The organism is Alteribacillus sp. HJP-4, assembly GCF_042139015.1.
Lineage (GTDB): Bacteria > Bacillota > Bacilli > Bacillales > Marinococcaceae > JBHIKY01.
The window spans coordinates 1-21,510 of the sequence record NZ_JBHIKY010000037.1 but is presented as its reverse complement, the minus strand read 5'-3'; the positions used below and the strand labels follow the sequence as shown (position 1 = coordinate 21,510).

Annotated in this window: 25 protein-coding genes; 16 read left to right on the top strand and 9 right to left on the bottom strand. The window is 46.4% G+C overall.

The features are described 5' to 3' along the window. Positions 1-97 precede the first annotated feature (97 nt). The 5 genes from ACE4RR_RS20265 to ACE4RR_RS20245 all read right to left on the bottom strand — a co-directional run bounded on the left by ACE4RR_RS20265 (position 98) and on the right by ACE4RR_RS20245 (position 3,038). Entirely contained in the window at positions 98-598 is a 501-nt protein-coding gene (locus tag ACE4RR_RS20265; RefSeq protein ID WP_375537256.1) for a hypothetical protein, read from the bottom strand. 173 nt (positions 599-771) lie between these two features. Then, entirely contained in the window at positions 772-996 is a 225-nt protein-coding gene (locus tag ACE4RR_RS20260) for a helix-turn-helix domain-containing protein (RefSeq protein ID WP_375537255.1), read from the bottom strand. Continuing rightward, positions 989-1,150, bottom strand: a complete 162-nt coding sequence (locus ACE4RR_RS20255; RefSeq protein WP_375537254.1) for a YvrJ family protein — start codon at positions 1,148-1,150, stop codon at positions 989-991. The genes ACE4RR_RS20260 and ACE4RR_RS20255 overlap by 8 nt, the downstream gene beginning before the upstream one ends. Further along, on the bottom strand, positions 1,147-1,758 hold the full coding sequence (locus ACE4RR_RS20250) for a sigma-70 RNA polymerase sigma factor region 4 domain-containing protein (RefSeq protein ID WP_375537253.1): 612 nt from the start codon (positions 1,756-1,758) through the stop codon (positions 1,147-1,149). Before ACE4RR_RS20250 ends, ACE4RR_RS20255 begins: the two co-directional genes overlap by 4 nt. Positions 1,759-2,141: 383 nt before the next feature. Next, positions 2,142-3,038, bottom strand: a complete 897-nt coding sequence (locus tag ACE4RR_RS20245; RefSeq protein WP_375537252.1) for an EamA family transporter — start codon at positions 3,036-3,038, stop codon at positions 2,142-2,144. A 159-nt stretch (positions 3,039-3,197) separates the two neighbouring features. On the opposite strand from ACE4RR_RS20245, the gene ACE4RR_RS20240 reads away from it, so the two are divergent. From ACE4RR_RS20240 to ACE4RR_RS20225, 4 genes are all read left to right on the top strand, one after another. After that, positions 3,198-3,488: a metal-sensitive transcriptional regulator gene (locus ACE4RR_RS20240; RefSeq protein ID WP_375537251.1), complete on the top strand. Its 291-nt coding sequence runs from the start codon at positions 3,198-3,200 to the stop codon at positions 3,486-3,488. Positions 3,489-3,550: 62 nt separating this feature from the next. Beyond that, positions 3,551-3,760, top strand: a complete 210-nt coding sequence (copZ, locus tag ACE4RR_RS20235) for a copper chaperone CopZ (protein WP_375537250.1) — start codon at positions 3,551-3,553, stop codon at positions 3,758-3,760. Between the two features lie 92 nt (positions 3,761-3,852). Further along, entirely contained in the window at positions 3,853-6,288 is a 2,436-nt protein-coding gene (locus tag ACE4RR_RS20230; RefSeq protein WP_375537249.1) for a heavy metal translocating P-type ATPase, read from the top strand. A gap of 438 nt (positions 6,289-6,726) precedes the next feature. After that, entirely contained in the window at positions 6,727-7,212 is a 486-nt protein-coding gene (locus ACE4RR_RS20225; protein ID WP_375537248.1) for a GNAT family N-acetyltransferase, read from the top strand. A gap of 207 nt (positions 7,213-7,419) precedes the next feature. Here ACE4RR_RS20225 and ACE4RR_RS20220 read toward each other — a convergent pair whose 3' ends face one another. Together ACE4RR_RS20220 and ACE4RR_RS20215 are read right to left on the bottom strand one after the other, a co-directional pair. Continuing rightward, positions 7,420-8,403: an aldo/keto reductase gene (locus tag ACE4RR_RS20220; protein WP_375537247.1), complete on the bottom strand. Its 984-nt coding sequence runs from the start codon at positions 8,401-8,403 to the stop codon at positions 7,420-7,422. A gap of 177 nt (positions 8,404-8,580) precedes the next feature. Next, on the bottom strand, positions 8,581-8,742 hold the full coding sequence (locus tag ACE4RR_RS20215) for a hypothetical protein (protein WP_375537246.1): 162 nt from the start codon (positions 8,740-8,742) through the stop codon (positions 8,581-8,583). Between the two features lie 65 nt (positions 8,743-8,807). Here ACE4RR_RS20215 and ACE4RR_RS20210 point away from each other — a divergent pair, with 65 nt between their 5' ends. The 11 genes from ACE4RR_RS20210 to panF all read left to right on the top strand — a co-directional run bounded on the left by ACE4RR_RS20210 (position 8,808) and on the right by panF (position 17,706). Next, positions 8,808-9,791, top strand: a complete 984-nt coding sequence (locus ACE4RR_RS20210) for a cyclodeaminase (protein ID WP_375537245.1) — start codon at positions 8,808-8,810, stop codon at positions 9,789-9,791. A gap of 187 nt (positions 9,792-9,978) precedes the next feature. Continuing rightward, complete coding sequence (locus ACE4RR_RS20205) at positions 9,979-10,497, top strand: GrpB family protein (protein ID WP_375537244.1); 519 nt, start codon at positions 9,979-9,981, stop codon at positions 10,495-10,497. A 114-nt stretch (positions 10,498-10,611) separates the two neighbouring features. Then, on the top strand, positions 10,612-11,427 hold the full coding sequence (locus ACE4RR_RS20200; RefSeq protein WP_375537243.1) for a YusW family protein: 816 nt from the start codon (positions 10,612-10,614) through the stop codon (positions 11,425-11,427). 403 nt (positions 11,428-11,830) lie between these two features. After that, the gene (locus ACE4RR_RS20195) at positions 11,831-12,376 is read left to right on the top strand and encodes a phosphatase PAP2 family protein (RefSeq protein WP_375537242.1); all 546 of its coding nucleotides are present in this window, start codon (positions 11,831-11,833) and stop codon (positions 12,374-12,376) included. A gap of 195 nt (positions 12,377-12,571) precedes the next feature. Further along, the gene (locus ACE4RR_RS20190) at positions 12,572-13,009 is read left to right on the top strand and encodes a YwiB family protein (protein ID WP_375537241.1); all 438 of its coding nucleotides are present in this window, start codon (positions 12,572-12,574) and stop codon (positions 13,007-13,009) included. A 5-nt stretch (positions 13,010-13,014) separates the two neighbouring features. Continuing rightward, the gene (gene argS / locus ACE4RR_RS20185) at positions 13,015-14,685 is read left to right on the top strand and encodes an arginine--tRNA ligase (RefSeq protein WP_375537240.1); all 1,671 of its coding nucleotides are present in this window, start codon (positions 13,015-13,017) and stop codon (positions 14,683-14,685) included. A gap of 50 nt (positions 14,686-14,735) precedes the next feature. After that, positions 14,736-14,873, top strand: coding sequence for a hypothetical protein (locus ACE4RR_RS20180; protein ID WP_375537239.1), 138 nt, complete (start codon positions 14,736-14,738; stop codon positions 14,871-14,873). Positions 14,874-14,892: 19 nt separating this feature from the next. Further along, complete coding sequence (locus ACE4RR_RS20175) at positions 14,893-15,072, top strand: XapX domain-containing protein (protein ID WP_375537238.1); 180 nt, start codon at positions 14,893-14,895, stop codon at positions 15,070-15,072. 19 nt (positions 15,073-15,091) lie between these two features. After that, a complete protein-coding gene (locus ACE4RR_RS20170) occupies positions 15,092-15,946 on the top strand; it encodes an alpha/beta fold hydrolase (protein ID WP_375537237.1) in 855 nt (284 codons plus the stop codon). Positions 15,947-15,967: 21 nt separating this feature from the next. Next, positions 15,968-16,252 (top strand): YhdT family protein, encoded by a 285-nt coding sequence (locus ACE4RR_RS20165; RefSeq protein WP_375537236.1) that lies wholly within the window; start codon positions 15,968-15,970, stop codon positions 16,250-16,252. Beyond that, positions 16,249-17,706 (top strand): sodium/pantothenate symporter, encoded by a 1,458-nt coding sequence (gene panF / locus ACE4RR_RS20160; RefSeq protein WP_375537235.1) that lies wholly within the window; start codon positions 16,249-16,251, stop codon positions 17,704-17,706. Before ACE4RR_RS20165 ends, panF begins: the two co-directional genes overlap by 4 nt. Positions 17,707-17,754: 48 nt before the next feature. Here panF and cls read toward each other — a convergent pair whose 3' ends face one another. Continuing rightward, positions 17,755-18,951 (bottom strand): cardiolipin synthase, encoded by a 1,197-nt coding sequence (gene cls / locus ACE4RR_RS20155; RefSeq protein ID WP_375537234.1) that lies wholly within the window; start codon positions 18,949-18,951, stop codon positions 17,755-17,757. Positions 18,952-19,142: 191 nt separating this feature from the next. Between cls and ACE4RR_RS20150 the strand changes: the two genes are divergently transcribed. Further along, positions 19,143-21,296: a heterodisulfide reductase-related iron-sulfur binding cluster gene (locus tag ACE4RR_RS20150; RefSeq protein ID WP_375537233.1), complete on the top strand. Its 2,154-nt coding sequence runs from the start codon at positions 19,143-19,145 to the stop codon at positions 21,294-21,296. Here ACE4RR_RS20150 and ACE4RR_RS20145 read toward each other — a convergent pair. Then, positions 21,279-21,510: hypothetical protein (locus ACE4RR_RS20145; protein ID WP_375537232.1), on the bottom strand; the 232-nt coding region annotated here is incomplete at its 5' end. The genes ACE4RR_RS20150 and ACE4RR_RS20145 overlap by 18 nt on opposite strands.

Sequence of the window (21,510 nt, the reverse complement as noted above, 5' to 3'; positions counted from 1 at the left end):
TAAAAAAGCAAGAGTCCGATACAATATCGAACTCTTGCCCAACTTTTGGTGCACTTCATAAGTTAGAAGCTATTTTTCCTCTGCAGCACTGTATAAACTAAATCAGCAGATGGTTCACATCAATTTCAATCACTTCTTCAATTTTATCCAGGCCGAATTCATCTTTTACTTTGCCATTATAGGAAATTTGGATTCTATCGGCCTCATCATCGAGCGTCACTTTGTAATAATGGTTCTGGCTTTCCTTTTCGCCCGGGCCCAGCGTGGTTTTTAGAATATTCGGTGATGCTTCCTCATTTGCTTCGAGCGTGACCGCTCCTTTGATGACGTTCCCCTGCTTATCAAGGATTTCCAAACCGAAAAAGTTGCTTCCGTTATGCGTGAACGTAAGGTCGGAGCCATTTGGATTTTCCACGTATGGCAGCACATACATAGTTGAATCCTTAGGTTCGGTGTACTTTAAGCCGACCTCAAGCCGTTGTGTCAGTTGTTTATACTCATGACTGAAAGTTGGGGTCACTGCAACATAAATGAATATCACAGCCCCTGCAAGCAGCATCAGCGGCAAGCTCCATTTCCATACTTTATTTTTGTTCATGCATCCAACACCTTTACGATTAATCAAAAGCCGGAATGTCGATACCATTTATACGTATATTTGATAGATTGATTATAATCGAACGGTATTGAAGAAAAAAGAGTACAGGCCAAACCGTTAAAGACACTTAATTCTTTTGTCATTAAGTTGAAAAACACTTAACACAATATATTTTATTTCTTAATAAACTCCCAAAAGCCGGGGGCGGGAGAATATGAAAAGCGATAAACGCTTTCGATACATTTTAATCGTAAATGCTGTCTCAGATCTTCTTTTTCCTGAATCGTTGTCTGACGAAGAGATTTTTGAATAAAAGGTTCAAACTCGAGGAGGAGGCGGGCCATCGCCTCCTCGTCTTTTTCCTTTGCGAGATAAGCCAGTCTGTAAAGCTCAGTCACGGTATTCCTCCTTCATAAATCGGTCAAACAGCCTTTGTGTATTCACCGACACATTTTCAATTTTGTTTTCTATCCGGACCATTAAATAAACAGAAATAAAAATAGGGAAGCCTACATTAGCTAACAATTCAGTGGCGAGTGATTCAAAAATCATAATCGAACATCATCCTTTCCCATAATTTGAGACAATCGTTCGAGTGCCGTTTTTCTTGATTTAAACACCGCCTGCTGGCTGACGCCGAGCTGCTCCGCGATAGCGAGATCAGATAAGTCATTTTTATATTTTTCGTACAGAACATAGTGCTGGCGTGGTGTTAATTGGCAGAGTCCGTGATAAAGGAGCTTATTTTCAATCATGTCAGCCAGACGTTCTTTCTGATCAGATGCCGCATCTTCAGTGAGTGGGACCTTTAGATCCGGCCATTCTGGTATTTCTGCGTCTTTTGGGTGACTGTCAATAAGAAGCTGTTCCACCTGGTTCTGCTTTCGCAGCTGTTTGTCAAAATGAATAGCACTCCACTGCAGGGTCTTCAGCACATAGGATGTAAACTGCATGTCCCCGTAGAAAGCGCGGAATATATCATCCAGGTTGGCTTTCGCGGCGGCAGTATTTTTACAGAAGGCGTCTGCAAGAGCCTGACGGTGCTCTTCCTGCTGTATAAATTGTTGAATCACAGGACTGTTCATCAAGTCGGACTGCTCAGAGATAAAACGATCAAGCCTGCGGCACTGCCCTCTCAGACTGCATAATCTATCTTTCATGCTGTCCCTCCCTTCTGGCCTGCTTACTTATAAAAGGTAGATTTTGGAGAAAAATACAACCTCAAATACGAACGTGTGTTCCTGTATTTTATCCAGAAGCCGAACAAAATGCAAAATATAATTTTAAGCAATGAAAAATTGAAGGTATTGGCCTAAGTGAATAGAACTAAAAAGGGCTGTATCATAAATGATACTCGCCCCCTTTTGCATGGTAAAAATGCAGTGGACAAGTCCTTCGCTTTCCGTGGGCAGCGCTTCAGCTAACCGGGCGAAACCCGCGCCCGGCGGATCTTCAGCCGCTGCTCTTCCCACTGGAGTCTTCGGACTTGTCCCCTGCTATCTTCTATTTAGGATACTACTTTTTCTATAAAGAGGGGCTTTTGCTACAGCCCCCTCGATGAAGATATTCGTTTTTTTTCGGATACGAGAAAAATAGAGGATAGGACAAGCGCGGCTCCTGCCATCTGCCAGCCTCCAAGCTGATCTCCGAATACGGCAAAGCCTACAAACAGGGCGACGACCGGCTCAATAGTCGATAAAATAGAAGCCCGGCTCGATTCAATATATGTAAGGCCGATAGTGTAAAATATGTAGGCCAGCACCGTTGGAATCAAGGCAAGCCCGGCGGCAAAAAAGAGCACGCGAAGATCCAGAAATAATCCTGCCTGGGGGAGAAGCCCGCCGGCCGGAAGCATAAGCGTGCTCGCACAGATAAACGACCACGCGGTAATTGTCAGAGAGTGATATTTTCGGCTCACATATTTTCCGAAAATGCTGTATAGGGCGTAAAAGAATCCGGAACCGATCCCCGTAATAATCGCAAAGCCCGACACAGATGTGTTAAATGAAGGAAGCAGGCCGACCGTAAATGCACAGCCGGCAATTGTTACAAACAAAGCGGCCACTTTCCTCTTCGTGAGCCATTCTTTAAACAAAAAGCGTGAAAGCAGTGTCACAAAAAAAGGACCAGTATACAGCAGCACTACGGCCAGGGAAATGGATGTTTCATCGATGACTGTGAAAAAACACCAATTAAAAAATACAATACTAATAATTCCAGTACCGATAAAAAAAGGAAGATCCCGCAGATTAATTTTTAAATAGGAGGGGTTGAAAATACTAAGATAGCTCACAATAAGCAAGCCCGAAAAAATTGCCCGGATGGCAACGACCTGCCAGGGAGTAAAACCGTAATCATATAAAAACTGCACAAAAAGACCGGTCAAGCCCCAAAGTGCAGCACCTGAAATGGCGAAGGCATACGCTTTTGTTCGTGACATTCTATCTATCCTTTCTATGGAAACGGACATTTCCATGGTAAATCAAAGCTATCTTCTCATATCTCGCCCTAAAAGAAAATAATCTTGATAGTTGATTACTCCATGGGGGTATGATATTTTATAAATACAGGGTATACGTATAAATGTAGGAAGGTGTGGATGATGGAGCATACAGATAAACAGACAGTACAGCCGAATAAGCAGCAGCTGCTGAATCGACTCAAACGGATTGAAGGACAGGTACGGGGCATTCACAATATGGTAGAGAACGACCGGTACTGTGTCGACATTTTAAATCAGATCGCGGCTATTCAATCAGCCATGAATAAAGTATCTCTCGCATTAATGGAAGATCATACTCATCACTGTGTAGCTAATGCTATCAAGAATGGAAATGGAGAAGAATCGATTGAAGAGCTGCTCGATGTTATGAAAAGAATGATTAAATAATTTTTCGTTTAATGATACTATACCGAGGTAATGTATAATAATGTAATGAAGGAGTGTATGTCATGAAAACAGAAACACTGAAGGTGAAAGGAATGTCCTGCGGACACTGTGTCAAAGCTGTAGAAGACGGAGTCGGCGGACTCGAAGGTGTAGCAGCGGTCCAGGTGAATTTAGATGCCGGAATAGTGGAAGTAAAGTACAACGACGAGAAAATAACTCATGATGATATTGCAGAAGCTATTGATGAACAGGGCTATGACGTCGTTTCCTGAGCATGATCCGGCCGGGCAGTGACACCTGCCCGGACATTTTATCTCGAATAAATACCATAGCTAGGTATAGTATTTATAAAGGAGGGTTAGGTGTGAGTGACCAACAACAAACATCGCTTCAGATTTCGGGTATGACCTGTGGGGCTTGTGCAGCACGAATAGAAAAGGGTTTAAAAAAAATAGAAGGGGTGCAAGAGGCAAACGTTAATTTTGCACTTGAGCGCTCCAGCGTCACGTTTGATCCAGAAAAAACCTCTCCCCAGGAGATGGAAGAAAAAATTGAAAAGCTCGGATATGGAGTAATTCATGAAAAAGTTGAGTTTGATGTGCTGGGCATGACTTGCGCAGCCTGTGCAGGCCGAGTGGAAAAAAAGCTGAACAAACTAGCTGGCGTGGTCCAGGCAAACGTAAATCTTGCTATGGAATCCGCCGCAGTAGAATACAATCCCGACCAGGTCTCTACCGCGGATATGAAAGCAGCAATTGATAAAATCGGCTACCAGCTTAAAGAAAAAACCGAAGAAGCAGGGACAAATAAAGAGAGGGAAGCAGCCGTTGACAATCAGACAGGGAAATTTATATTCTCTCTCATATTATCGCTGCCGCTTCTGTGGACGATGGTTACTCATTTTGAGTTCACTTCCTTCCTGTGGCTGCCTCATGCCTTCATGAGCCCGTGGGTCCAGCTTGCTCTTGCGACGCCTGTTCAATTTATCATCGGCTGGCAATTTTATAAGGGAGCGTATAAAACTCTGCGCAATAAGAGTGCAAACATGGATGTACTCGTAGCAATGGGAACGTCAGCTGCCTATTTTTACAGTATTTATTTAGGCTGGGAATGGGTCAGCAGTGGAAGCCAGGGCATGCCTGAACTCTATTTTGAAGCGGCAGCTATTATTATTACTTTAATTGTGCTTGGAAAACTATTCGAACAACGCGCGAAGGGCAGGACCTCTCAAGCCATTCAAAAGCTTCTCGGGCTTCGCGCCAAAACGGCAGTGATTATTCGCGATGGAGAAGAAATGACCATTCCGGTGGAAGAGGTCCTGATCGGAGATACTGTTGCTGTAAAGCCTGGAGAAAAAATTCCGGTTGACGGCGAAGTGATAGACGGCGAGTCTGCCGTAGACGAGTCGATGCTGACCGGAGAAAGCCTTCCAGTGGATAAAAAAGCAGGAGATTCAGTGGTGGGGGCGACCATTAATAAAAACGGCGCCATCCGCCTGCAAGCAACTCGTGTCGGCAAGGATACCGCGCTTTCCCAGATTGTTAAAATCGTCGAAGAAGCGCAGGGATCCAAAGCGGAAATTCAGCGGCTTGCCGATAGAATTTCAGGCATTTTCGTACCGGCAGTGATCGGCTTTGCCATTCTCACTTTTCTTGTCTGGTATATGTTTGTCGCTCCCGGAGAGCTGGGCAGCGCGCTGATTCCGGTGATTTCCATTCTTGTTATCGCCTGCCCGTGTGCCCTCGGCCTGGCAACACCAACATCGATTATGGCAGGCTCCGGCAGGGCTGCTGAAATCGGCGTTCTTTTTAAAGGGGGAGAATACCTGGAAAGTACGCAGACACTTCATACGGTTGTTCTCGATAAAACCGGGACCATTACAAAAGGAGAGCCTGAGCTTACGGATCTGATTTTGGAAGAGGGCTGGGAGGAAAGATCCTTTCTGCAGCTCCTCGGCGCAGCGGAAATGCACTCGGAGCACCCGCTCGCAGCAGCCATTGTGGAGGGTATACGTCAGAAAAATGTGGACCCTAAAGCGCCTTTTTCTTTTACCGCTCATCCCGGATTCGGCGTGGAAGCAGAAGCGGAAGGGCACAGAGTATTTGCAGGAACTCGTAACTTGATGAAAAAACATGGAATTGATATGAACATGGCTGAGAATAAGACGAGTGAGCTGGAAATGCAGGGGAAAACGGTGATGCTGATAGCGGTGGACGGAAAATACGCCGGAATGGCAGCTGTGGCAGATACGGTGAAGGAGACATCAAAGCGAGCCGTGGAGCGTATGAAAGCGGCTGGGCTTGAAGTTATTATGCTTACCGGCGACAACCGCCGCACCGCAGAAGCAATCTCAGCAGAAGTTGGAATTGATAGGGTTCTTGCAGAAGTAGTGCCTGAAGAAAAAAGTGCAGAAATTGAAAAGCTCCAGCGGGAAGGAAAAAAAGTGGCGATGGTTGGAGATGGTATTAATGACGCTCCGGCTCTTGCCGTCGCAGATATCGGCATGGCAATCGGTACCGGAACGGACGTGGCGATAGAAGCGGCTGATGTGACATTGATGCGCGGCGATCTAAATAGTGTCGCGGACGCTGTCCTTATGAGCCGCAAAACAATGCGTAACATTAAACAAAATTTATTTTTCGCTTTTATCTACAACACCATTGGTATTCCAATCGCAGCCGCCGGGCTGCTAGCCCCATGGGTAGCAGGTGCGGCCATGGCCTTCAGCTCCGTATCGGTGGTTCTTAACGCATTAAGGCTCCAGCGAGTGAAGCTCGAAGCGGGAGGTGGGAAACAATGAGTAAAAAAACGATCTGGGGAGGGGCGGCTGTTTTTTACCTGGCCGTAGTTCTCGCCGTTTATTATGCAATGTAGCATGGGAATATACGGGGCTGTAGCAAAAGCCCTTTTTTATAGAAAAAAAGTATTCTAAATAGAAGATAGCAGGGTACAAGTCCGAAGACTCCGGTGGAACAGCAGCGGCTGAAGATCCGCCGGGCGTGGGTTTCGCCCGGTTAGCTGAAGAGCTGCCCACGGAAAGCGAAGGACTTGTCCCCTGCTTTTTTTACCATGCAAAAGGGGCGAGTATCATTTATGATACAGCCACTATTTTTCTGTCTGGTCGTTATCCACCGGTACGTGGTCTTGTCCTATTTGCATGTGTACGGATAATGAAAAAGGAATTTTCCATTACTGCAGCGAATAATTTCTTACAGTCTTTAAGAGAGGGTGCTTCTCCATGACAATCATCCGTGCAATGAAGAAAAAAGACATTGCCTCTGTGCGAAATGTAGCAACTGCCAGCTGGCACGACACGTATGACGGACTTATTCCCCGCCCGGTTCAGGACAGGTTTTTGAATCAGGCGTATTCAGATAGAATGATGAAGCTGCGGCTGAAACGCTCGAATATGATTGTCGCTGAAAGGAACGGAATAATAATTGGGTTTGTGAACATAAGTCACCCGAACCTGGCGGGTGAATCAGAACTGGCTGCTATTTATCTGCTTCCGGAATACCAGCGGAAAGGCAGCGGCTCCATGCTGCTTGAAAAAGCAATCAATGCAGTTCCGTCCGCAAAAACGATCACTCTGAATGTTGAATCAGATAACGCCAAGGGAAAGCATTTTTATGAAGCGCGCGGTTTTAAGGCCGTCGGAGAAGAAGAAGAACCATTTGATGGTCATACGTTGAAGACCACTCGTATGATATGCCATCGTGTGTGAATGAGTCGCAGGCCGATTCTCGGCACTGCCTATCCCGGACCTTGGTTCCGCTATCTGCTGAAAGCAGCCCTGTTTGAAGACGTTGCCGGACATGAGTTCCGTTACCACCCGAAATAAGATCCCAATCTTACCACTTTTTCAGCAAATAGCGTACTTCATGTCCGCATGCATCTCGTCGGGAACCACTGTTTGCAACAATAATATGAATTAGTAGGCGCCGCGGATTTTGGAATGAACTCGGCTGGAGTAAAAGTCGCGGAGCTTTTGTTTTTCCTCGTCTGTAAATGGCTTCACGTGAATAGATTCTAGATTATCTTTTATCTGCTTCTTATTTTTAAATCCGGGGATCGCACAAGTAATGTCGTCCTGATCCAATATCCAGCGCAGCGCTGCCTGTGTCATCGTTTCGCGGCCTTCTGTAATCCACTGCAGTTCTTCACTCAGCTCGACACCAGTTTCAAAAGGAAGGCCGGCAAAGGTTTCTCCGACATTAAATTGTTCCCCGTTCCGGTTAAAAGAGCGGTGGTCATCTTCTTCAAAAGTACTTGCTTTCGTAAACTTTCCAGTCAGCAGTCCGCTTGCGAGCGGCACTCTTGTTAATATACCGACGCCCCGGCGTTTTGCTTCTGGAAATAAAGATTCTAACGGCTTTTGGCGGAAAATATTAAAAATCACCTGCAGCGCGCTCACATTTGGATTTTCTAAACAGACAAAACCTTCTTCTACTGTTTCTACGCTAACGCCATAATATCTGATTTTCCCTTCCTGCTTGAGCTTATCGAGCACTTCAAATACGCGTCCGTCCTTTAAAATGTGCAGAGGAGGACAGTGAATTTGATAAAGATCAAGCGCATCCCGGTCCAGTCGTTTTAGACTATTTTCACAATAAGCACGAACAGATTCCTCCGAATAGGTGGAAGGGTCATCTATATCTCCGGCACGGCAGAATTTGCTTGCGATATGAATGGTATCTTCCCTGCCTTTAGTGGCTTTTGCCAATAGTTCCTCACTGTGTCCGCCGCCGTACACGTCGGCTGTATCGAAGAAATTGACGCCTTCACTCATGGCATAATCCAGGCTTCTCAAAGCTTCATTATCATCAGTTCTTCCCCATGATCCACCAATAGCCCAGGTTCCGAAACTAAGTTCACTTACTTTTAATTCCGTGTCTCCAAGTGCTCTGTAATTCATTACCTCACCAGCTTTCTGTTTTTTTAAAAAGCAGATACATAAAAATTTGTGGTAATTCAAACACATAAAGGGTTCGTCGAAAAATGAATTGAACGTTTTTCATTCTAAATTAGTACCCGTTTTATCTCTATTTTAAGCCATAGTAAGAAAAAAGGAATTTCCACCCGGCAGAGAGAATTAGTTGAAGAAAGAAAGGGTAAAGTCAATTACAGAAAGTAAACCAAGCACAGCAAGCAGAAGCAGCAGCTTGTTTTTCTTCTTGCGGCGGGTCTGATCAGCAATAATAATAAGAACGCCCGCAAGTACTGTTATATGTAAAAGAACCTGTAATAGCTGCAATGGCAGTATCCTCCAATTAAACTATTTATATATCTATTCTACCAGGAATGAAAGGGGCTGAACTCATGTTTATTTTTTCAGAGAAAGATATCCGGAACGTTGTGGACGTAAATGAGAAAGCAGTAGAGCTGATAGAGGAGGGCTTTCGGAAACTCGAGGCAGGAGAGGTGACAATGCCGCCGATTCTTCGGGTGGATATTCCGGAAAACAACGGAGAAGTGGACGTGAAAACGGCATATATGAAAGGATTGGATAAATTTGCTCTAAAAATCTCTTCCGGATTTTTTAATAACGCGTCAAAAGGACTGCCGAGCCTGAGTGGAATGATGCTTCTTTTCAGCACGGAAACAGGGTTTCCGGAAGCAGTTCTGCAGGATAACGGTTACTTAACAGATGTACGGACCGCTGCGGCAGGGGCGGTAGCAGCCAAATATCTTGCCCCGGCACGTGCGACTACTGCTGGAATCATCGGAACGGGAGCGCAGGCACGATATCAGCTTCGAGCGTTGATGATTGTGAGAGAAATTGAAGATGTGCTTGTGTATGGAAGAAATCCGGAAAAGGTTGCAGCCTTTATTGAGGAAATGCGTGAAGCCGACGGCATGAACGTGCGTGCAGCTGAAAGCGCAGAAGAAGTAGTGCGTTCGAGTGAAATAGTGATTACGACAACACCTGCGAAGGAGCCTATTGTTCAGAAGGACTGGCTTCATGCAGGACTCCATATTACCGCCATGGGCTCAGATGCTGAAGACAAAAATGAAATCCATCCGGAGGTGATCGGGGCTGCTGATCTGCTTTTCTGTGATTCTAAAAGCCAGGTTCTGCGGCTTGGGGAACATCATCATGCGGCAGAAGCGGGGATAATTGATGAAAATAGTGATGTCCGTGAAATCGGAGCGGTGATTTCCGGGAATGCGGGTGGTCGTGAAAATGACCAACAATTTACGATCTGTGATTTAACTGGTACAGGCGTTCAGGATACCGCAATTGCGGTCTATGCATATGATCAGCTGAGAAAAGCGGAGAAGGGGACCCTGTTCGGAGAGTAAAACCTAAAGTATCGATAAAGAGCAAAAAAATAGTTTCATTGTTTCACGTGAAACATCATGTTTCGTGAAAAAATGACAACAGTAGTCACGTAGTGGAGGGAATGAAAATATATAAGCTGTGCCCACACAGGAATATCTTTCGCAGACGCTGGTCGAGTGAGCCGTAAGGGAAAAGAAGGTGCGATCGATGTACGTTAATGTCATTAAGTATGATAAGCGGTGGCCGCAGCTGTTTCAGAGCGAAGCACGGCTTCTTCTGGAAGTCTTTCAGGAAGAAATAATGGAAATTCATCATATCGGCAGCACTTCGGTGCCTGGTTTAAAAGCGAAGCCGGTGATAGACATCATGCCGGTAGTCAGAAGCATTAAGAGAGTAGACGCCCTGAATCAATCAATGATAAAGATCGGCTATGAGCCATTAGGAGAGAATCACATACCTGGCCGGAGGTATTTTAGAAAAGGAGGAAAGCAGCGCACGCATCATGTCCACACGTTTCAGTATGATAATCAACATGCTATTTTAAGACATTTAGCTGTTCGGGATTACTTGAGAGCTCATCCAGGGGAGGCACAGGAGTACGGGGAATTAAAAGCCGGACTTGCAGAAGCATTTCCTGAAGACATTTATGGCTACATGGATGGAAAAGATGAATTTGTGAAGCAGCTCGAGCAAAAAGCGCTTGAATGGAAGCACACAAAAAAATGAGAGAGTATTGCCGAATTTCTAATCGAATTCTAATCTTCACCTTATCTTCTCTTAATTTCTGCCTTATAGACTTGGTAACAGAAAGGTAAGAAAAGAGTTGAAAGGATGATGGAAATGAAAGCAGTACTTTCAGGAGCGGCAGTCCTATTACTTTTAGGTGCATGCGGAACTACAGGGATGAGTGAAGAGGATACCACTGATAGAAGCGGCGGTTCAGAACAGCCGGATACAAAGAATACGAACTCTGAGTCGGCTGCGGCAGAAGAAGGAGTCTTATCAGAAGAAGCAACTTTTTCTCATGTATATGAATTTGACCTTGACTTGGAACTGACAGACGACGAAGAGTGGGAATACAAATATGAACGGGATGACAGTGCCGAAATAGAGCGTGGAGACGGAAAGGATTTGAAAGGCTCCCAGGCAGAGGAAGAAATCGAAGCACTTCTTGGGGCTGCAGTAATAACAGCGGACCGGCCTTTTTCCGAAATAAAATCTGAAGTGCTGGGGGAACTTGGCTTACAAGAAGTAGATGTAAAGGAATTTGAACTTGAAATAAAATATGACGGCGGGGAAAAGCTGGAAGTTGATCATAAGCCGAAGCGTGCTGAAGAAAATAAATCCGTCCATGAATTTGATCTTGATATCGAATTTACGAACAAAGAGCAATGGGAATACGAATATGAGCGGGACGATAATGAAGCAGAGATAGAACGGGACGGCAGCGAGTCGTCTGTAACTGGAACTGAAGCACATGAAGAAATTGAAGCAATACTTGGTTCAATTGACATTTCTACGGACCGCTCTATTGAAGAGATGAGAGCGGAAGTACTTGAAGCGGTAAATGCAGAAGAAGAGGAAGTTAAGAAAATAGACGTTGATATCGACTTCCAGGATGGAGAAAAAATAAAATTTAAACAGGATCTATCCTAATCACGAGAATGTTCGGACAAAAGTATAGTATCCAATGCAAAATCCAGACGATTCTATTGAGTCAGTCTGGATTGTCTACTGTATAGGAGATTCTTCGCCTATGCATTTCGCTTTCCGTGGTCACTGCTCGAGCCTCCTTGGCAGAAAAAAACACTTCCTGCGGGGTCTTTGCACGGAGTCGTGAAAACAAGTAGGAAATAAGTGGGAAAGGTGAAGCGCAGCGCGGGATAGGCTGCGAAGAAAGGTGGAAAGCCTCCGCCCCCGGCGGGAAAAGCAGGACAAGAGGGGGAAATCATTCAGATGCAGTGGAAAAAACCATCTTTTTATTTTTCAGAAAAAGAAGGTAATTTCAAAAAAATGTATAATGTTATATATCATCTATCCAGGAAAGCGGGGAAAGGATATGGATCTGAGGCTGTTTGAATATATAAACAACCTGGCAGGACGCTACAACTGGCTTGATGTTGTAATGATATTCTTTTCTTCCTTTGGATATTTAATCGGCCTCCTGGCAGTCGCTGCACTGTTTTTAACATCTCATAAAAAACGGGCAGGAATTGGGCTGCTGGCGATATCCACTGCCTTTTTGCTGAACCGGATCACCAAAGTGATTGTTGATCGTCCCCGTCCTTTTATGGAGAAGGATGTTGAGGTTACACTGCTTATTGAGAAAAGCGTCTCCCCCTCCTTTCCAAGTGATCAAGCTGTCATTATTGGAGCTGCCGCCGTGATATTATATCAGGCAGACAAAAGGCTCGGTATCGCGGCCTTCCTTTTTGCAGGAGTGGCTGCGTTTTCGAGGGTATTTGTCGGTCATCACTATCCACTTGATGCCGCTGCAGGTCTGTTGTTTGGAACTGCCGTCGCGTCAATGGTTACGAGTCTTTGGAAAAAATACAAGGAAAATCGCACAATGACGCTTCCTCCGACCAGGCATTTTCCCCAATAAAATGTACAATCATGTTTCTTTTTCATGATTCATATAGTTAATAAATTACCGAATTCCGTGCATCGGCTTGCAAGTGCCTGATCAAATCGCTAAAATTTGTGTACGAGGCTAATCTGAACGATCAGTACGAGGCTTTTTCTAAGATTTCTCTGCTTCTGAGGAAGCCGATAAGAGAAAATGGAGGGGGAGAGCAGAATGTCTGAATCAGTAAAAACACCGGTAGCTGTACAGATGACGACAAATATCCGCCAAAAAGAGGAAAAGGATCAAATTCGTCTTGAAGCAAAAGGCGTGCTGTATCAGAAAAACAACTGGACTTATGTTACATTTAAAGAAGAATTAGAAGATATCGGAGAAGTCCAGACGGTATTAAAGGTCGGGGAATCTGAAATTACAGTACTGCGCTCCGGTTCTGTCACGATGAAGCAGCAGTACCATTATGGAGAGCGGACAGAAGGAACGTATGAAACACCTTACGGAAAGCTGTCGACCGAGGCAGATACTGACCAGCTGGCTGTCATGTGGTCCGACACCGGCAAAACAGGAAGAATCCAGTTCGGCTATGATTTAACACTTCAGGGAACTGTGGCCGGCCGTTATGATGTAACGATTTCGATAGAGGAGGAAACGTAAATAGTATGAACATCGCAGAACAAATGAAAGAACGAATGAAAGAAGAAATAATTGCAGCCGTCGAAAAAGCCGGACTTGCTTCAGGAGAAGACATTCCCGAGGTGATATTGGAAACCCCGAAGGAAAAAGAACACGGGGATTTTGCAACAAATATGGCAATGAAGCTGGCGAAGGTCGCAAGAAAAGCACCGCGCCAGATTGCTGAGGATATTCTGAACCATTTTGATAAATCCAGGGCTTCCATTAAGAAAATGGAAATTGCCGGCCCCGGGTTTATTAATTTTTTTCTCGATAACCGCTACTTATTGGATTTGATTCCAAATGTACTGGAGGCGGGAGAAGATTACGGTGCTTCTACATTTGGCGGCGGAAAAAAGGTTCAGGTGGAGTTCGTCTCGGCAAACCCGACCGGAAATCTGCATCTCGGCCACGCCCGCGGAGCGGCGGTAGGAGATTCACTATGCAGTATCCTGCATACAGCAGGTTTTGATGTCACACGTGAATATTATATAAATGACGCCGGCAACCAGATTCTGAACCTCGCTTACTCTGTACAGGCCAGGTACATGGAAGCTCTTGGCAAAGAGTCGGACATGCCGGAGGACGGCTATCAGGGTAAGGACGTCCAGCAGTTTGGAAAAGAGCTTGCTGAAGAGCACGGCGAGCGGTTTATTCAGATGCCGGAGAAAGAAAGAATTGCTTTTTTCCGTGAGTACGGCCTGAAGCGGGAAATGGAAAAATTGAAGCAGGACCTGCTTGATTTTCGTGTCCCGTTTGACGAATGGTTTTCAGAAACATCCTTATATGATGACGGCAAAGTAAAAGATACTCTGGAGCTTCTGCAGTCCAAAGGCGAAACCTATGACGCAGAAGGGGCCGTCTGGTTTAAATCAACTAAATACGGTGATGACAAAGACCGGGTCCTTGTCAAAAGTGATGGAAGCTATACGTATCTGCTTCCGGATATTGCTTACCATAAAAATAAATTTGAGCGCGGCTTTGAGACAGTGATCAACATCTGGGGAGCCGATCATCACGGCTACATTCCAAGAATGCAGGCAGCTGTTCAGGCGCTCGGTTACAGCAAAGAACAGCTGGAAACACAGATTATCCAGATGGTAAACCTTTATGAACATGGAGAACGCGTGAAAATGAGCAAGCGGACCGGAAAAGCAGTTACACTGCGTGATTTAATGGAGGAAGTAGGCATCGATGCCACCCGTTACTTCTTTGCGATGAGAAGTCCGGACACACACCTTGATTTTGACCTTGATCTTGCGAAGTCGCAGTCAAATGAAAACCCGGTCTACTACGTTCAGTATGCACACGCCCGCCTGTGCAGTATTTTCAGGCAGGCAGAGGAAAAAGGTGTATCATATGAACCAAACGCAGATCTAAGCCCGATTTCAAGTGAAAAAGAAATTGATCTACTGAAAAAAATTAGTGAATTCCCGGAGACGGTGGCGCTCGCAGCCGCAAAGTACTCTCCGCACCGGATGACGAACTATCTTCATGAGCTTTCCTCTGTATTTCACAGTTTTTACAATGCGGAGCGCGTTATAGATAGTGACAATATGACCCAGTCGCAGGCGCGGCTTGTGCTGGCAAAAGCCGTTCAAACTACTCTTCAGAACGGGATGAAGCTGATCGGAGTAACAGCTCCTGAAAAGATGTAAGTTTCAATAGGTCTCTTCCCCCCAGACCAGGCGGGGAGGAGGCTTTTTTGATGTGCGTTATTTACACTGCCGGTGCGGCAGGCATTTTCTTAGTCTTCGTACAGCCTGTAAGAAGCCGATCTCTCAGCAGGTATTGTTTACCGGGACAGAGAAGAATAGGAGCAGAGACATTGCAGCATATTACATAGAAAGAAAGGGAGAAACATCATGCAGGACATCATTTTATCTCTTTTATCAGGAATTGCGGTTGGATTGATTTTTGGGTTTATCCGTCTGCCGATTCCTGCTCCGCCGGCATTGGCAGGAGTTATGGGGATCGTTGGAATCTTTCTCGGCTACAAAATATATCAGTGGGTGCTGCCGTTTATTCAGGGTGGCAGCGGCTGAAACATCGGGGTGAACAGTTGTGCCATTTATTTCATCACAAGGAGCTTCCATTCATTATCAAATTAAAGGAAAAGGTGTACCTCTTATCTTTATCCACCCGCCGGCAATGGGTGCGGCAACGTTTTATGAACAGCGCTGGCTTGCCCGTGACTTCTGTACGGTTATGATGGACGCCAGAGGCCACGGCTACAGTTCAAGCGGGAAGGGGACGCTTACCGTAGAGGAGTGGGCACAGGATATCTGCAACCTCGTCGATGAGCTTGAGCTTGGCCGTGTTGTGCTGTGTGGATATTCGTGCGGCGGCTCGGTTGCACTAGAATTTGCGCTGCGCTGGCCCGAAAAAACCGCCGGAGTCGTTCTCGCCGGAGGCTTTCCTGTAGTATGTACAACCCTGCTGCGTCAGGAGTTTGAAACAGGGATCTGGATTTGTAATAAAGGCTGGCTTGGTCTGCTCGGACGAATGCTTTCCGTGGCCAACTCCCATAAAGAACAGCATGAGCAGGCGATTTATAATACAGTACGCACCTCCCATGCTCCTTTGTTAAGCTCGATATACACCTCCGCTCTCCATTACAGCTGTACAGCAACGCTTTCGCAATTAGAAGCACCACTTTTGTTGATTTATGGTTCAAGAGATTGGTATGTTCATTATTACCAATACTTATTTTATAAATATGCTGTCCGTGCGCCAAAGGATGTAGTGTTTGTCTCGGGAATCGGCCATCAGGTTCCGACATTAACACCGGATTCCTATAACGCCATCGTGTCCCGGTTCGTGCGTGAGAATTTTGGGGGCCAGGCCCCGGCATTTTTTACACAATTCGTCCCAAATAAAGGAAATCAGCGCCGGGAGCTAGAAAAGGAGTTAACATAGGGGAAAAAGGGGGCTGCGGTTATGAGAAATGATAACAGCAAACTGGATCCACGCTTTAGCATCGCCCACAGCGAGGCGCTGCTTGGCGTGGCTCTTGTTATTATTAATTTCGTCTGGTGGTTTGGCTTCGCCTACGGACTTGGATCCGGACCTCCCGGCGAATATGCATACATACTCGGCATGCCGGCCTGGTTTTTTTACAGCTGTGTGGCCGGTTCGGTATTGATGATTGTACTTGTGACTATTTTGGTGAAGGGATTTTTCCGGGAAGTGCCTTTTGAGGAGAAAGGGGAGCAGCGCCGATGAATTTAAGTGTGATGGTGCCGCTGCTTTTGTTTCTTGCCGCCGTCTTTCTTATCGGCTTCTGGTCTTCACGCTATGTCGCAAAAAAAAGCAACTTTCTGCAGGAATATTTCCTTGGCAGCCGGGAGCTCGGCGGGTTGATTCTCGCGATGACGATGGTGGCAACTTACGGGAGCGCAAGCAGCTTTGTCGGCGGACCGGGTGCAGCTTACAGTGAAGGACTTGGCTGGGTGCTGTTATCCATGTCTCAAGTCGCAACGGGCTACTTTGTCCTTATGATTCTTGGGAAAAAATTCGCGATCATGGCACGGCGCTATAACGCAGTTACCCTTGTCGATTTCCTGAAAAGCCGTTACAACAGTAAAACGGTGGTGCTGCTGAGTGCGTTCAGCATCATAATTTTTTTGTTTTCCGCCATGGCTGCTCAGTGGGTCGGCGGTGCCCGCTTAATTGAAACCGTAACTGGTATGTCATATACTTCTGCTTTATTTTTGTTTGCAGTTACGGTGCTTGTCTACGTCATCATCGGCGGCTTTCGGGCGGTAGCTGTAACCGACACCATGCAGGGGATTGTCATGTTTTTCGGAACGATAATTATCCTGGTCGGAACGATTATCGCCGGCGGAGGCATGAGCAACATAATGTCAGATTTAGCGGCGGAGAACCCAAATCTTATAACTCCTTACGGTGCGGACGGAAGCCTTACACCTTTATATGTATCGTCCTTCTGGATTCTCGTCGGTGTCGGTGTGGTCGGTCTTCCGCAGGTAGCTGTCCGCGCCATGTCCTATAAAAACGCGAGAGCCATGCACCGCGCTCTGATTATCGGCACGATTGTGGTGGCGTTTATGATGTTTGGCTTTCATCTGGCAGGTGTAATGGCCCGGCCCATTCTGCCGGGGATTGAAGCTCCCGACACCGTCATGCCTCTGCTGGCTTTAGAGGTGCTGCCCGGCTGGCTTGCCGGCATCGTACTGGCTGCGCCGATGGCTGCCATCATGTCAACGGTCGACTCGCTGCTGCTGCTCGTCAGCTCAGCTGTGGTCAAGGATGTGTATTTGAACTATATCCGCCCTGATGCAGAGCAAAAGCAGGTCCGCCGAGTCAGCATCGGTGTTACCACCGTACTTGGAATCGCCGTGTTTACCATGGCGCTCAGCCCTCCTGAATTGTTAATCTGGCTCAATTTGTTCGCCTTTGGAGGACTCGAAGCCGCCTTTATCTGGCCGGTTGTGCTTGGATTGTACTGGCGGCGCGCCAATTACGCCGGGGCCATAGCCTCCATGATCACCGGCGTCGGCAGCTATATTCTAATCCACACCTTCTGGCCGGAGCCATTAGGAATGCATTCTGTTGTGCTGCCTGTCGTACTTTCGCTGATCGCATTTATCTCAGGAAGCCTCCTGAAAGGCGGAGCAGCCTATGATTATGAAAATAAACATCTTTCCAGCTCATAAATCAAAGAGAGCACGAGAAGCAGGTTAGCTTTTCGGCTCTCTTTTTTCTTATAAAAACCGTTCGATCCGCTTTGCCGCAAGCTGAGTGAGGCGTGTCTTTACAGGCAGCCGATTCACATCACTCTCCGTAAGAAGCGTAGAATGATCCATGTCTCTTTCGAGTACCGATTTTACCTTTTCTATAATCTCCGGAGAAAACACGAGAGCATTCATTTCAGAATTTAAATGAAAACTGCGCTGATCAAAATTGGCGGTGCCGATATCGCAGATGTCATTATCAATGAGGAGGGCCTTGGCGTGAAAAAAACCATCCTGGAAGTGGTAAATCTTCGCCCCTGCCTGAATCAATTCACGCAGATAGGAATAAGAAGCCTCCTTAACAAGCGGATGATCCTGTTTTTCCGGCAGCAGAATCCGAACATCCACGCCACGTTCTGCAGCCTTCAGGAGTGCCTCCTGTAAACGCCGGCCCGGGATAAAATATGGACTGCCGATATAGACGAAATGCTCAGCATTCGAAATCACCTTATGAAACATCCCTTCGAGCCCACTGCCGTCCACCGCCACAAATCGAAAGCGCTGTTCCGCTTTATTCAATTCTGGAAAATATCCTTCTGATTCCTTCACAGGAAGCGCTTCGGCCTTCGACCAGTCAGAAAAGAACTGAGCCTGCAGATCCTGGACACCATCTCCTTGAAATCGAAGGTGAAAATCACGCCAGAAACCGAACTTTGGATCCCGCCCGATATATTCATCTCCTACATTAAAGCCGCCGAGGTAGCCGATGCGGCCGTCGATAATACTAATTTTTCGGTGATTACGCTGGTTTAAAGTGAAAAAGTAAAAAGGAAGTCCCGGTCTGCAGGAATAATGAAATCGGACCCCGGCTTTCTGCAGCGCAGCACGTCCTTTTTTATCCATTCCTGCCCCCAAACGATCAACCAGCACCCGCACATCGAGACCCTGTTCTGCTTTATCACAAAGAGTCTGAATGATCTGGCTGCCAATGCTGTCATTACGAAAAATATAAAACATAACATGAATGTGATGCTCCGCTGATTTCAAGTCCTGCTGGAAGCTTTGAAAAAAATCCGCTCCATTATCTATCCAATCGACCATTCCTTCTCGATGCGGGTAGTAGAGAGGGCGGTGCTCTTTCTTATTTATTTTTCGTCCCAGTACAAAATCGATGGAAAACCATACCAAAAAAAGCAGGATACCGAGCAATACCCGTAGAATTATCATAAAACACCTCATCATTGTGGCATCATTAAGGTTAGGATGCCCGAAAAAATAAATCAGTTAGCTTTTTTTGTAAAAAAATTTTATAAAAATGCCATGACTGAATGTTCATTCACTTTGTTTTTTGATATACTGAGAACATAAAATTAGAAGAAAGCGCTTTCGTTATTTACATCATAGAGAGGAGTAGAGGAATGGAGACCTATATTATTGTGAACTGGATTGCGTTTTTGCTGGTAACTGCGTACGCCGTTTTTTTATTTGCAAGCGTTGTGAAAACACGCTATGAATACATCAAACTGGGGAAAAAAGCCGAATTTGACCAGACTGCCAAAGAACGCTGGAATGCGGTGGTCACCAATGTCTTCGGCCAAAAGAAATTATTAAAGGATAAGAAGAGCGGTATCATTCATGTCATGTTCTTTTACGGGTTTCTGCTTGTTCAGTTCAGTGCGATTGATACGATCTGGAAGGGACTCGACATTGGCGGGCATCTTCCGCTCGGACCACTCTATCCGGTATTTACTATTTTTCAGGAAGTCGTTGTGTTCATGATTCTTGTCGCAGTAGCGTGGGCATTCCACCGTCGCTATGTCGAAAAGCTCGTCCGCCTGAAGCGCGGCTGGAAAGCAGGGCTCGTGCTTATTTTTATCGGTGGCCTGATGATCTCGAAAATGATGGCAAAAGGGATGGAAATTATCTGGCTCAACAAGCCGCTCACCGGTTTTGAGCCTATGGCGTCTGCGATTGCTGCAGTTTTTGGGGCTATTCCTGTTACAGCGGCCGGTGTGCTCTTTTTTGTCTTCTGGTGGGCACATCTCTTGTTTTTACTAACTTTTCTCGTGTACGTACCGCAGTCCAAACACGCGCATCTTATTGCCGGTCCGGCCAACGTCTGGCTCGGGCGCACCCATCCGGTCGGCCAGCTTGCCTCAATTGATTTTGAGGATGAGACGAAGGAAGAATTCGGCGTCGGCAGAGTGGAGGACTTTAACCAAAAACAGCTGCTTGATCTGTATGCCTGTGTAGAATGCGGCCGCTGTACAAACATGTGCCCGGCCACCGGCTCTGGGAAAATGCTCTCCCCGATGGACCTTCTTCTCCGGATGCGCGATCATTTAACCGAAAAAGGTGCCGCGGTCACATCACGTTCGCCATGGCTTCCGGCATACGCGTTCAGCGGTACGCGTGGCAACCGCCTTGCTGCGGCGGGAGCGGGCGGCAGCGGCTCGGAGGAAATTGCCGCCACCACAGAAGGTGCTGCCGAAGAACTGCGGTCCCCATATGATGTCAGCTTGATCGGCGAAGTAATTACGGAAGAGGAAATCTGGGCCTGTACGACCTGCCGGAACTGTGAAGATCAGTGTCCGGTCATGAACGAACACGTCGATAAAATCATTGACCTGCGCCGTTACCTCGTTCTGACGGAAGGAAAAATGGACTCCGATGCCCAGCGCGCCATGACCAACATTGAACGACAGGGCAATCCATGGGGGATTAACCGCAAAGAACGGGAAAACTGGCGCGATGGACGCGATGATATCGACGCGCCAACGCTCAAAGAGATGAAAAAACGTGAACAAAACGAATTCGAGTATCTCTTTTTTGTTGGATCAATGGGCTCATACGATAAGCGCAGCCAGAAAATCGCACAGTCATTTGCGAAGCTTCTCAATGAAGCCGGCGTGAGCTTTGCGATTCTGGGTAATAAAGAAAAGAACTCCGGCGATACCCCGCGCCGCATCGGAAATGAATTTTTGTTCCAGGAGCTCGCTGCTTCCAACATCAGTGAGTTTCAGAAAAATGATATCAAAAAAATCGTCACGATAGACCCGCACGCCTACAATACCTTTAAAAACGAGTATCCGGAATTCGGGCTTGAAGACGTAGAAGTATATCATCATACCGAGCTGCTCGCCGAACTCGTCCGCGATGGCAGGCTTACACCGCAAAATGAAATTAAGGAAACAATGACCTATCACGATTCCTGTTACCTTGGCCGCTACAACGAGGTGTATGATCCACCAAGAGCTATACTCGAGGCAATTCCTGGACTAACCGTCGTTGAAATGGATCGCAATCGAGAAAACGGCATGTGCTGCGGAGCCGGTGGCGGCATGATGTGGATGGAAGAAGAAGCTGGGCAGCGCGTCAATGTTGCCCGGACCGAGCAGGCTCTAGCTGTTTCGCCATCCATGATCGGCAGCGCCTGTCCGTACTGTTTAACGATGCTCTCTGATGGGACGAAGGCAAAAGAAGTCGAAGACGACATTCAAACGATGGATATTGCTGAAATTCTTGAACTGTCGGTAGTCGGAAGACGTGACCAATTACAAGTTGATGCATAATATGAGTAAAACCGCTGCATTTTCATGAAATGCGGTGGTTTTTTTACGTTTTGTCTGATCGGCGGAGTGGGCGCACGTGGAAAAATTAGGCTCTACAATAAATGTTGGGGTTTTGAAACAATTATCACGCATAAAAAACACGCAAGCTCCTTTATCCTTTATACTTGAATTGTCGAGAAACAAGAAAGGATAGGAGTTGCGTGTCATATGCATT